General features: G+C 40.8%; 13 protein-coding genes. 1 reads left to right on the top strand and 12 read right to left on the bottom strand.

What is annotated here, in order from left to right:
• Positions 1-119 precede the first annotated feature (119 nt).
• The 8 genes from jag to ACQRDX_RS06615 form a co-directional block, all read right to left on the bottom strand.
• Positions 120-977 carry an RNA-binding cell elongation regulator Jag/EloR gene (gene jag, locus ACQRDX_RS06650; protein WP_427894940.1) on the bottom strand — a complete coding sequence of 286 codons (858 nt, stop codon included), beginning with the start codon at positions 975-977 and terminating at the stop codon, positions 120-122.
• Positions 978-988: 11 nt separating this feature from the next.
• Positions 989-1,801, bottom strand: a complete 813-nt coding sequence (locus ACQRDX_RS06645) for a YidC/Oxa1 family membrane protein insertase (RefSeq protein ID WP_427894938.1) — start codon at positions 1,799-1,801, stop codon at positions 989-991.
• A complete protein-coding gene (rnpA, locus tag ACQRDX_RS06640; protein ID WP_427894936.1) occupies positions 1,785-2,144 on the bottom strand; it encodes a ribonuclease P protein component in 360 nt (119 codons plus the stop codon). Before rnpA ends, ACQRDX_RS06645 begins: the two co-directional genes overlap by 17 nt.
• Before the next feature lie 88 nt (positions 2,145-2,232).
• Positions 2,233-3,609 carry an argininosuccinate lyase gene (argH, locus tag ACQRDX_RS06635; RefSeq protein WP_354367724.1) on the bottom strand — a complete coding sequence of 459 codons (1,377 nt, stop codon included), beginning with the start codon at positions 3,607-3,609 and terminating at the stop codon, positions 2,233-2,235.
• A gap of 210 nt (positions 3,610-3,819) precedes the next feature.
• Positions 3,820-5,019, bottom strand: coding sequence for an argininosuccinate synthase (locus tag ACQRDX_RS06630; protein ID WP_427894934.1), 1,200 nt, complete (start codon positions 5,017-5,019; stop codon positions 3,820-3,822).
• Between the two features lie 465 nt (positions 5,020-5,484).
• Positions 5,485-6,033: a hypothetical protein gene (locus tag ACQRDX_RS06625; protein ID WP_354367728.1), complete on the bottom strand. Its 549-nt coding sequence runs from the start codon at positions 6,031-6,033 to the stop codon at positions 5,485-5,487.
• 72 nt (positions 6,034-6,105) lie between these two features.
• Complete coding sequence (locus ACQRDX_RS06620) at positions 6,106-6,630, bottom strand: transcription repressor NadR (RefSeq protein WP_427894932.1); 525 nt, start codon at positions 6,628-6,630, stop codon at positions 6,106-6,108.
• Positions 6,631-6,732: 102 nt separating this feature from the next.
• Complete coding sequence (locus ACQRDX_RS06615) at positions 6,733-7,608, bottom strand: VOC family protein (RefSeq protein WP_427894930.1); 876 nt, start codon at positions 7,606-7,608, stop codon at positions 6,733-6,735.
• A gap of 106 nt (positions 7,609-7,714) precedes the next feature.
• Here ACQRDX_RS06615 and ACQRDX_RS06610 point away from each other — a divergent pair, with 106 nt between their 5' ends.
• Entirely contained in the window at positions 7,715-8,215 is a 501-nt protein-coding gene (locus ACQRDX_RS06610; RefSeq protein ID WP_394731583.1) for an NUDIX hydrolase, read from the top strand.
• A 53-nt stretch (positions 8,216-8,268) separates the two neighbouring features.
• On the opposite strand, the gene gltX is transcribed toward ACQRDX_RS06610, so the two are convergent.
• The 4 genes from gltX to radA all read right to left on the bottom strand — a co-directional run bounded on the left by gltX (position 8,269) and on the right by radA (position 12,852).
• Complete coding sequence (gene gltX / locus ACQRDX_RS06605) at positions 8,269-9,723, bottom strand: glutamate--tRNA ligase (protein WP_427894927.1); 1,455 nt, start codon at positions 9,721-9,723, stop codon at positions 8,269-8,271.
• Between the two features lie 222 nt (positions 9,724-9,945).
• Complete coding sequence (locus tag ACQRDX_RS06600; RefSeq protein ID WP_354367736.1) at positions 9,946-10,704, bottom strand: TIGR00266 family protein; 759 nt, start codon at positions 10,702-10,704, stop codon at positions 9,946-9,948.
• A 177-nt stretch (positions 10,705-10,881) separates the two neighbouring features.
• Positions 10,882-11,382, bottom strand: a complete 501-nt coding sequence (locus ACQRDX_RS06595) for a beta-class carbonic anhydrase (RefSeq protein WP_427894925.1) — start codon at positions 11,380-11,382, stop codon at positions 10,882-10,884.
• 105 nt (positions 11,383-11,487) lie between these two features.
• Positions 11,488-12,852, bottom strand: a complete 1,365-nt coding sequence (radA, locus tag ACQRDX_RS06590; RefSeq protein WP_354367802.1) for a DNA repair protein RadA — start codon at positions 12,850-12,852, stop codon at positions 11,488-11,490.
• Positions 12,853-12,858: the final 6 nt, after the last annotated feature.

The raw sequence follows: 12,858 nt of genomic DNA, 5'->3' as shown, positions 1-12,858 counted from the left end.
TTTTTTTACAAATCAATACTCATCATCTTTGATTTGAGCTAGGAAAGGAGCAAAAAATAGCTTTAACACTAACGAATAGTCCTCAAGATGAACCTAAAAAACGCTTATTTCTAAGCGTTCTAGTCACCCAAGGTCACAACAATATAACGATTGGGATCACTACCTTCAGAGTAGCTTTCCACACCAGAAACTTGGGCGATGGTTTTATGGACAATTTTACGTTCGCTATTGGTCATAGGGTCCATGACGTAATCTTGACCTGTTTCCAAGACACGATTTGAAATTTTCTTAGCAAACTCAATCAAAGTCTCTGTACGATGTTCAATATAATCGTTGACATTTAAAGAGACAGAAAAATGTTTAGAATAACGGTCATGTAAGAAATTTTGCGCCAAAAGTTGTAAAGATTTAAGGACTTTACCATGATAACCGATGACACGACCTGGCTCTGAGGTTTCAATCTGTAAATTAATCACTCGACGGCTATAATCTAATAAGACATTAGCCTCAATATCCATCTCATAAATGATGGTCTGAATATAGTTACCAATAGCTTCTGCTGCTTCTGAAATATTAGGGTAAGATTTTTCATCAGACGATACACTCTCTGACTGGAACTCTTCAACAAAGCTTTCTGATGCTGCTTGGACAAGAGAATCTGAAAGAGATTCCGAAAGAGATTCTGAACTAGATGCCGACAAACTCTCCTCAAGCGATAAACTCAGACTCTCCGAGCTTTTTTTCTGCCTTGCAGAGTCTAGTTTTTCCGCCTCGACCATCACAGACTTAAGCTCCGCCGTCTGACTAAAATCCTCTAATCTTGCCACCTCAACAACAGCCGGTTTTCTGAATAATCCCAAAAATCCTTTTTTCTCGCGAGACACCACTTTAATGCGTGCTTGTAAGCGAGAAAGTCTCAACTCCTTTAACCCTTTTTGAATGGCTTCTTCAACAGTAGATCCTGTGAACTGTCCCATTTTTATTCTCCTTATTTTCTCTTTTTCTGAGCTTTCTTCTTAGCTTTTCTTAGTCGTGCCTCTTTTTCTTTTTCCTCTTGTACCAAACGCTGACGCTCCGCAATAATTTTAAAAGGATTGTTAAAGATCAAGGTTTGCGCTACTTGGTAAGCATTTGAAACCGTCCAATAAAGAGCCACCCCACTCGCCACACTGATAGAGAAAAAGAAAATCATCACTGGCATAAAATAAGTCATAATGGTCATCGCAAAATTCTTCTCAAGTGCTGATTTTGAACTTAACCATGTAGATAAAAAAGTGAATCCTGCCGCTAACACTGGCAAAATAAAATAAGGATCAGGTTGAGAAATATCTAACCATAAGAAATGACCAGTTTTTAAAAACTCTACTCGAGTGAGAGCCTGATAGAGCGCTAAAAGAACTGGCAATTGAATAAAAATAGGCAGTAAGGTCAGATAGGGATTAACCTTATGCTCTTTATATAAACGCTGCGATGCCTCTGCAAGAGCCATACGACTATCGGTATCACGACCTGGATACTGAGCTTGTAAAGCCTTGAGCTCTGGCTGAAGTGCCTGCATACGCTGGCTTGACTTAATCTGTAAATTAAAGACAGGCAAGAGAACTGTCCTAATCACAAGGGTAAAGAGAATGATTCCCACCCCAATATTACCAAAAGATAAACCTCTAATAGCTCTTGCAAATAAATAGACAAACTGTTCCCAGCCACCTGAGCTTGAGCTGGTAATATTGCCTGTCCCACAGGCTGTCAAAATAAGTAAGCCCATAAGGAGCATCCCTACTACTTTAATCTTCTTTTTCACTTGATAAACCTTCCTGATAAAGATTTCCGAGTTTCAAGACATGCATCAAATTTTGCCTCAACTCTTGATAAGACAATTCTTCTACCCCTTTTCTAGCAATCACGACAAAGTCATCCGTTACTAAATAAGGGGAAAATTCCATCACTAAGTGACGTAATCGTCTTTTTATGCGGTTTCGCACCACGGCATTGCCTAGTTTTTTCCCAACTGAGAGCCCTACTCGGTAGTGTTTTTGTTGTTTTTCTAAGCGATAGACTACAAATTTTCGATTGGCGACACTTTGGCTTGCCTCAAAAATTGCCTTAAAGTCCTTCTCGCTCTTTACTCGAAATGATTTTCGCAAAATACGACTCCAAACCTCTAAATTACATCTATTATACCATAAATCAAAAAAAAGCCAAAAAACCTCAGTTTCTTGACTTATTTTTCAACTAGAAAGAGTTTTTTGCCTCCTCAATCTGCCATAATACCTGCTTGAACCCTGTTCCTCCAAGCGAGTCGCGGCGCTCCACAGCTGTTTTAGACTGCAAAGCAAGATAAATATCTTCCTCAATTAAATCAGAAATTTCTTGATAGCGACTAAATGGCACATCTTGAAGGTAGTAGCCTGCCTTTGTACACTCCAAGACTAGCTTACCAACCACTTCATGTGCCTCACGAAATGGTAAGCCCTTACTTGCTAAATAATCTGCTAATTCTGTTGCATTTGAAAAGTCTTTTTCTGTGGACTCTGCCATGTGTTCCTGATTGACGGTCATGGTTTTTAACATTCCTGCCAAGATATCAATCGCAACGGTAATGGTCTCTGCGGTATCAAACATCCCTTCTTTATCTTCTTGTAAATCTTTATTGTAGGCCAAAGGTAGGGACTTCATGACAGTCAAAAGACCAATCAAGTTGCCGTAAACACGACCCGATTTTCCACGTATTAGCTCTGCCATATCTGGATTTTTCTTCTGTGGCATGATGGATGAGCCTGTTGAAAACGTATCAGATAGTGTGACAAACTGAAATTCATTGGAACACCAATTGATAATTTCTTCACAGATACGGCTCATATGCATCATCAAAATACTAGCATTGGATAAAAATTCTAAGATAAAATCACGATCAGAAACAGCATCCAAAGAGTTGCTATAAGGTTTGGCAAATCCCATCATGTCTGAGGTCAGCTGACGATCAATCGGAAAAGTCGTGCCAGCAAGCGCAGCTGCTCCAAGCGGTGATAAATCGGCATGTTTCATGTTAAACTCAAAACGCTCACTATCTCTGGTAAACATATTGTAGTAAGCCATCAAGTGATGCCCAAAGCTAATAGGCTGAGCGTGTTGAAGATGAGTATAACCTGGCATAATAGTGTAAACATTTTCTTCTGCCAAATCAACTAACACCTGACGAAGATTTGCCAGCTTCTCAACTACTTCTAGCAACTTATCTTTTAGATACAAGTGCATATCTGTTGCGACTTGGTCATTTCTAGAACGCGCTGTGTGGAGTTTCCCAGCTACCGAACCAATTTTTTCTGTTAGAAGCGATTCCATATTCATATGGATATCTTCATTAGAAATATCAAATACCAGTTGCCCTGCTTCATACTCTTTTAAAAGCTCTTCTAAACCAGCTTTAATCGTATCTGCTTCTGCGCTTTCAATAATACCTGTCTTTCCCAACATGGTCACATGAGCCAGAGAGCCTTGGATATCATATTTTGCCATTTTTTGATCAAATGCAATGGATGCTCCAAATTCTTCTACCCATTTTTCAAGGCCCGCTTCAAATCTGCCACCCCATAATTTTTTATCTGCCATTGTCTATCCTCTCTTCTCATCAATGAAAAAGGACGAGTATTCTCATCCTTAGCTTGTGTCCCTGCACATGATGATAAATCCCAACTCTCTCGGATGGGTTTATTTATCCTCGAAGTTATCTCTCAGGATAACCTTGTCGATAAAGATTAAGAAAAGAGACTCAGATGTACCTCTCTGTGTACTTTTATCTGAAGTCCTTTCTTGACCCCTTTAATTCTGTGATTGTTCTTGTACTTGTGCGTTAACCTGTGTTGGAAGTCCCCAAAGTTTGATGAAGCCAACCGCAGCATCTTGATCAAAGCTATCAGCTGAAGTATAGGTTGCCAAGTTCTCATCATAAAGTGAGTTTGGTGATTTTCTAGCCACAACTTGCGCATGCCCTTTATAAAGCTTAACTTTGGCTGTTCCATTAACGACAGTTTGTGTTTCTTTAATATAAGCAATCAAAGCTTTGGTTGCTGGGCTAAACCATAGTCCATTATAAATCAAGTTTGATAATTCATTTTCGATGATTGGTTTAAAGTGAGAAACTTCACGAACCAAAGTCAAATCTTCGATTTCTTTGTGAGCTGTTAGTAAAGTAATAGCTCCTGGACATTCATAAATTTCACGTGACTTGATTCCTACTAATCTGTTTTCAACGTGGTCAATCCGTCCTACACCATGAGCGCCAGCTATTACATTTAATTTTTGAATTAAATTAGCCAAGCTAAGTTCTTCTCCATTAACCGCAACTGGAACACCTGCTTTAAACTCAATGTCCACATATTCTGGAGTATCTGGAGCTTGTTCTGGAGCTGTTGTAATACCAAAGGCATCTTCTGGAGCCTGATTCCAAGGATTTTCAAGAACACCACACTCATTTGCACGTCCCCAAAGGTTTTGATCGACTGAGTAAGGATTGTCAAGATCAGCTGGCACAGGAACACCATTTTCTTTAGCGTACTCAATCTCCTCTTCACGAGACCACTTCCACTCACGCACTGGGGCGATTACTTTCAAGCTTGTATCAAGCGCTGCAATGGCAACTTCAAAACGAACTTGGTCATTTCCTTTACCAGTACATCCATGAGCAATAGTTGTCGCACCTGTTTGGTGTGCGATTTCAACTAACTTTTTAGAAATCAACGGACGGCTAAGAGCTGACACCAGTGGGTATTTTTGTTCGTAATAAGCATGGGCTTGAAGGGCTGGAAGAACATAATCTTGTGCAAACTCTTCTTTTACATCGATCACATAAGACTCAATCGCTCCAACGGTCAAGGCCTTATCATGAATAAAATCTAGATCTTTTCCTTCACCAACGTCCATACATACCGCTACAACATCATAGTCTTTTTTCAACCAAGTAATCGCAACGGACGTATCAAGACCACCTGAGTAAGCAAGGATAACTTTTTCTTTTGACATAACATTTTTCTCTTTTCTTATTCTTAATGGGTTGATATCACTCAACCTTATGTTATACAGTATAATGCATATTTATTCTTTTGTCAACATATTTATGCAAATATTTTTTGTTTTTTGGATAAAAATTCATATTTTGCTATAAATAGGGAATATAATACTATTTCATAGGTCAGCGTATATCATTTACTTTATGCCTACATAGACCATACTAATCGTATTTTTACCCTATAATAGGAGTGATAAAACTCCTAAATTATTTAAATTTGATTTTATCATTACCATCTTTCCCATTTTTCTATCTATTAACAAGCGAGATTCAACGTTGCTTATCCTATATATTTCCTTGTTTACACATTAATTTATCTTATTTATGTCAAATAAACAGCTCCTATTTACAAAATTTAAAAATAAGAAAAGTCAGAGAATACTCCCCGACTTATACAACATATTCTTTCTCAGCACAGATTATGATTGATAAATTTTTCGCTCTTTCAAAATTCTCCAAAAGTAATACGCTAAACTAAAATCTATCATCCCATGAATGGTTGAACCTAGACCAATCAAGCCAAGCATAGTCACCCAATAGGTATCAGAAGTCTGCCCACTTGAAGTAAGTATCATGACAACAACATACTCCCCTAAACCGTGAAGCAGATTAAGTCCAACCCCTAATATAAAAAAGTGCTTAGAATCCATTAAACTTGGAAATCGTTTAATTAAAAATGCACCCAAAGTGAGAAACATTAAGTGAGTAAATGAACGAAATACAATGACAATTGGAAAGCCTGCTAAGAAGAACCCTAGACTAGAACCCAAAGCTACCATTATGGCTGTTGTAGGTGAAATAAACATAGCAATAAACAAGGGAATATGACTGGCAAGTGTATAAGATGCTGGTCCAATAATAATTTTAATCGGCATCATCAGTGGAATTAGAATAGCAAATGCTGTTAAAATTGCACTAATAGATAACTGCTTGACAGAACTTTTAGGGGATAGTGTTAATTGAGACATCAGTAACCTCTCTTTCCATGAGTCTGATTATAAAACAAAACATTACAGGTGTCAAGACACCTGTAATGTTTTCTAATCTTCTAATAAAATTCCAGCATTCATTAAGGCAAGAGAAAGTTCTTGGTAGGCTTGAACAGAAGGAAATGAGACTGTATGGGTATGGACACCTTCCGTTAAATTACTCAAAAGCACACCCTGATAATGCTTCAAATTATCTAAAAAACGATCCCTATCTTCAAAGCTTGTAATATTCAGTTTACCAGACAATAAACCATAAATAGGATGTTCAATTTCAACATCTAAAATCTGGGCTCCTCCCTCTAGTAAGATCGTCATTTCTCTTTCAACCTCCTTTGGACCATGCTGACAAACTATTTTACGAACATAAGCTCCCTCAATAGACGCTAGAGAAGGTTGTAGCAGGTAGCCTCTTGGAGTCGCCAAAATCAAAGCCCCTTCTGCGCGAAGCAAGGCTACATCTCCCACAATAACTTGGCGACTGACCCCAAATTCTTTTGCTAGGTAATTCGCTGAAAGTGGTTGAGATGTTTTCTGTAAAAGTGATAAAATGTACTTTCGTCTTTCTATTGCTTTCATATCGTCTCCCCTCTACTTTCTTTCATTATACCAAAATCCGAGCTAATTCATTCTTGTCTAAGAAAAAAACAGAAACTGCTACTCAGTTCCTGTTACACATTATTAATCTAATAAAGCTTGAATAGTTGCGATATCTAGACGTTTCATTGTCATTACTGCAGCATTCACAGCCTTAATCTGTTCTGGGTTAGCCGTATCATATGCTTCCATCAAAATACGCGGTACAATCTGCCAAGAAATCCCAAACTGGTCCTTGACCCAACCGCACATTTCCGCCTCTGGCACTGCTGACAGGAGGTCATAATAGAAATTGAGTTCGTCCTGACTATCCACGTAGACCATGAGCGAGAAGGCTTCGTTGAATGAAGCTTCGCCACCGTAGCCATGGTCCATGACAATCAATTTCTGTCCAGCGACAAGAAGTTCTGCATAATTCAGTTTAGCAGCCTCAACAGGAGCCTCCCCTTCACCGTAGTAGGAAATTTGACCGACACTAGCCTGAGGGAGCTTGTCCTTGTAGTAGTCCAACATAGGCTGGGCCAAACCAACCTGATCCTGCGAGAAGAGCAGGCAGATGTCAAACTGATAAGGCTTGTTCAAGTCAGGTGCATAAGACAGTTGCCAAGACAAACCAAAGCGGTCTTCCAACCAGACATAGTAAGGGCTGAAAGGATATCCTCCCAAAGGCATGAGAATACGACCACCTTCTGACAAGGCTTGGTACAAACGTGTCACTTCATCCTTGCTGGCTACATTGACCATGAGGGACATGGACTCATTGAGCTTAAAGTATGGACCTGCACTAATAGCCGCCAAGGTCATGTCGCCCAGTTGAAACTGAATCAAATCCGAATCACCCGAAGGCGTATCCGTAATGGTGTAGGTCCAGTCAATCTTGCCTCCGAAGAGTTCTACATAGAAAGCTACCGCTTCTTTTGCCTCTGTATCGTACCAGAGATGTGGGATAATAGGCTGCATAAATTTCTCCTTTACTTTCGTCAGCCCATTATACCACACATTTGTCCGTACAAGCTCACAGGAAAATTTCCTATGCTATAATAGAAAGATAGAAAAGGAGCAAGCTATGGAAATCTGGAACGCCTACACAGCCCACGGTCACTTGACCGACCAAACTCTCACACGCGGAGAACCCATTCCCGACAGCCTCTACCACCTGGTCGTCGAGTGCATCATCCGCCACCACGACGGTAGCACCCTCTTCATGAAACGCGACAGCACCAAACCCTCCTACCCTGACTATTATGAAGCGACAGCAGGAGGTTCGGCATTGTTTGGGGAAATAGCAGAGCAAGCCATTTTGCGCGAAGTCCGCGAAGAGACAGGCATTGAGCTGATAGTTGACCAACTCCGCCACCATACACACTTTGTCGCCCATGACGACCAGTGCATTTTCCACTGCTACTGGGCCGAAACCAATTGGGACAAAGCTGCTATCCAACTCCAAGCCAACGAAACCAGCAACTACATCTGGGTCCCACAAGAAAATTTGAAAGATTTCCTGGAAACAGAGCTAGTCATTCCAAGGCAGAAAGGCTATGTGGAGAGGCTATTTTTAGAAAGCTAAATTCCCCTAACAGACAAATCCCCGCCGTCATGTGACAGCGGGGATTATTTATCTTACAAACTCTTCAACATATTATCAATATGCTGGATAGATTTTTCACGGCCGAGGAGGTAAATGGTGTTTGGTAGCTCTGGTCCGTGCATTTCACCTGAGACGGCGATACGGATTGGCATGAAGAGGTTTTTGCCCTTGATGCCTGTTTCTTTTTGGACTGCCTTGATTTGTGGGAAGATGTTGTCTGGTTGGAAGTCTTCGTCTGTCATGGCTTCCAATTTTGCCTTAAGAGCGTTGAGAACAGTTGGAACCGTTTCGCCTGCCATGACTTCTTTTTCAGCCTCTGTCAACTCTGGGAAATCAGAGAAGAAAAGATCTGTCAAAGGCACAATTTCATCCGCAGATGACATCTGTGGTTTATAGAGCTCTACTAATTTTTCTGCCTTATCTGTCAAACGACCAGCTTCTTCCAAGAATGGCTTAGCAAGATTAAAAACAGTCTCCAAATCAGCATTCTTGATGTACTCGTTGCTCATCCAATCCATTTTCTTCTGGTCAAAGGCTGCTGGCGATTTGCTGAGACGATTTTCATCAAAGAGTTGAATAAATTCCTCACGCGAGAAGATTTCGTCTTCGCCACCAGGGTTCCAGCCCAAAAGACCGATAAAGTTAAAGACAGCTTCTGGCATGTAACCTTTACGACGGTAGTCTTCGATGAACTGAAGAGTATTGGTATCACGTTTAGACAACTTTTTACCAGTCTCAGAGTTGATAATCAAAGTCATGTGACCAAACTCTGGAGCTTCCCAACCAAGCGCTTCATAAACCATGAGCTGCTTAGGCGTATTGGCAATGTGGTCATCCCCACGGATAACGTGCGAAATCTGCATATCATGGTCATCAATAACAACTGCAAAGTTGTAAGTTGGGTAACCATCACGTTTTTGGATGACCCAATCACCACCGATGTTGCCACCTTCAAACTCAATGTCGCCCTTAACCATATCATTCCACTTATAGATGCCTGCTTCATTGACAGCCAAGCGGACTGTTGGAACGATGCCAGCTGCTTCACGTTCTGTGATGTAAGCTGCTTTTTCGTCCTCAGACATGCCTAGAAATTCATTGATATAACGTGGTGTTTCCCCAGCTGCTTCTTGGCGCTCACGCTCTGCTGCCAGCTCTTCTTCGGTCACATAAGATTTGTAAGCCTTACCTTCAGCCAAGAGTTGATCAATATACTGTTGATAAAGTTCCAAACGCTCTGACTGACGGTAATTCTCATGGGTTTCTGGGCTTTCATCCCAATCAATCCCCAACCAACGTAGGTTTTCCAGCTGAGAACGCTCACCATCTTCCACATGACGTTTGCGGTCAGTATCTTCGATACGGATGATAAAGTCACCACCGTGATGACGGGCAAAAAGATAGTTAAATAAAGCTGTACGGGCATTACCGATGTGTAGTAGCCCTGTTGGACTTGGTGCATAACGCACACGAATAGTATTTGACATAATGTAAGATACCAAGACTAACTAAAACAGAAAACAAACCATTAATAAAAGTAATGCTCTAGCTACTTTTATTAAGCATTGCAACTGATTTAGTCCCTTTCTCCTTAAAAGTTTCAATCCCCACTATTATAACATACCTTGAAAGCTTGCGACAAGAAAGTAGGATAAAACAAAAAGGAAAGAAGGCGTTTCAATCATTCCTCACTTTCCTAATATACTGTATTACATCAAGGCATCTAAGATAGAGGTGCTTCCACCGCCACCATCTCCTCCACCTGTAACAATGTGATTACCGATCACTTGAGCGAAGGTTTCAATATTTAAACTCTGAACATAAATTTCACCGTAGCCTGAGAAGGTATTAACAATTCCCTCACCAGTACCGATAGACTGCAAGAAGCCATTTTCAAGGTGGATGTCATAATTAAGATCACGGCTCCAAGCCACAACATGCGCATTATCAATAGTAATCGTACCACCTGTCAGCTCTAACTTTTTGATAGAACCAAAAGCATTAGCTAAGAGAGTTCCCTCACCTTCTGTCGTCATGACAAAAAGACCACCTTGCCCGCCAAAGAAAGCTCGTCCAACACTTTGACGTTCCATCTTATATTGAGCAGAACCATCAAGAGCTAAGAAAGCTCCATCATTAAGACGATATTGCTTAGCCCCTAACTCAAGAGCAATCACTTGACCTGGAGTTGATGGAGCTAGCGCTAACTTCCCGTCTGCTGCATTTGACACGGCTTGAGTGATGAACATGGATTCTCCAGAAGTCATAGAACGTCCGATCGCTCCCAGTAACTTCCCTAGACCTGATCCCCCACGCGCATTAAGGCGTGTATTTAAGCTAACACTAGGAGTATGGTAAACCATAGATCCTTGTTGGATATAGGCAGATTCACCAGCTTCAAGAGCAATTTCAACAAGTGGAAATTGCATATTACTATCAATGGTATATTTCATTCGATTATCTGACATGAGAGGTTCTCCTTTTGTGTTGTTAATATAATACAATTATACTTTTCAAATGACCACTTGTCAAACAAAAATAAGGTTTTATAGCGAAAAAGCACTGCTTACGCTTAACCGCAATAGAAACAACACTTTAAAAAAAGGCAGCTCAATCGCCAACCTTTTTTCTATCAACAGCTCCTATTAAGCACGAATAACTGGTAAAACATGTCCAGTATCCACATCATAAATTGCCCCACTAATCACAATATCTTTAGGAATCAAGGGGCTATTTTTTAGTAATAGAACATCATCTGTCACACTGGTTTCAATGTCTTCAAAGGGAAGAAAATCCACCGATTTGACATCATCACCTAAAACAGGCGCTAAATTGGTCCACAAGGCTTGATTATCCTTTTTGTGCAAACCACAATCGGTATGATGCATCACAATAATCTCCTTTGTCCCAAGTAACTGCTCTGAAATCACCAACGACCTGATAATATCATCTGTAACACGTCCACCAGCATTACGAATAATATGGGCATCCCCCAAACTCAAGCCAAAAATCTGAGCCACATGAATCCTTGCATCCATACAAGACACAATGGCAACCTCTTTTCTTGGCGGTGTCGGGATATGACCATTTGGAAAAACCCTCGCAAAGTTTTGGTTATTCGTCAAAAAATCATCAAATCGTGTCATTTCTTCATCCTCCTTTTTGTGCAATGAAAAGCATGACGGTTTCATATTAGTTTCATCTATCTTATCATGTTTTTCTGAAAATGTCCCTGATAAAGACAGAAAAAGCTAGCTATTGAATACTTTCTGCAAGACTTCACTGACTGTTGACACACCTATCACTTGGATACCATCTGGAACAGTTAGACCATGTAGGGAATTTTTCGGAGCATAAATCTTAGTAAAGCCTAATTTACTTGCTTCATTTACCCTTTGTTCAATCCGATTGACCCGTCTGACCTCACCTGTCAATCCAATTTCACCAATAAAACAATCTTGAGGGTTAGTTGGTTGGTCCTTATAACTAGATGCCAAGGCTACAGCAACAGCTAAATCAATGGCAGGTTCATCCAACTTCACTCCACCAGCTGATTTTAGGTAGGCATCTTGATTTTGTAGTAACAAGCCACAACGCTTTTCCAAGACTGCCATAATCAGACTTGCCCGATTAAAATCTAATCCTGTTGTGGTCCGCTTGGCATTTCCAAATACCGTTGGTGTTACCAAGGCCTGAACCTCAGCCAAGATAGGCCTTGTTCCTTCCATTGTTACCACAATAGCCGATCCCGTTGCCCCATCAAGACGCTCTTCTAAAAAGACTTGACTCGGATTCAATACCTCCACCAGACCAGCTGACTGCATCTCGAAAATACCGATTTCATTTGTCGAGCCAAAACGGTTCTTTACCGCCCTCAAAATCCTAAAAGTGTGTTGACGTTCACCTTCAAAGTATAAGACCGTATCCACCATATGCTCTAGCATCCGTGGTCCTGCCAGTGTACCCTCCTTAGTCACATGACCAACAATAAAGGTCGCAATATTATTGGTTTTAGCAAGTTGCATCAACTCAGCTGTCACTTCTCTGACTTGTGAAACAGATCCCTGAACACTGGATATGTCTGGACTCATGATAGTTTGGATAGAGTCAATAATCAAGAAATTGGGCTGAATTTTTTCGACCTCGGCTCTAATCGATTGCATATTGGTTTCAGCATAGAGGTAAAACTCATTATCAATATCACCCAAGCGCTCACTGCGTAGTTTGATTTGCTCCGCTGACTCTTCCCCTGATACATAAAGCACGGTGCCTTTATTGGCTAACTGAGTCGAAACCTGTAAAAGCAAAGTGGACTTCCCGATCCCTGGATCTCCTCCTATCAGCACTAAGCTCCCTGGGACAACACCTCCACCTAACACACGGTTGAACTCCTCCATATCCGTTTGGGTTCTAGCAACCTGACTAGAGGTTACCTGATTTAATTTAACAGGTTTTGTCTTCTCGCCTGTCAGGCTGACACGAGCGTTTTTAACCTCGGCCACCTCTACTTCTTCAACAAAAGACGACCAAGACGAACAATTGGGACAACGCCCCAAGTATTTAGGAGAGTTGTACCCACACTCTTGACAAACAAAATTGGTTTTCTTCTTAGCTATTCTTCT

It is taken from the genome of Streptococcus sp. SGI.013 (genome assembly GCF_050315295.1).
GTDB lineage: Bacteria > Bacillota > Bacilli > Lactobacillales > Streptococcaceae > Streptococcus > Streptococcus porcorum.
Note: the sequence above shows the minus strand (reverse complement) of the source record. Positions and strands in the feature narration are given on the sequence as shown.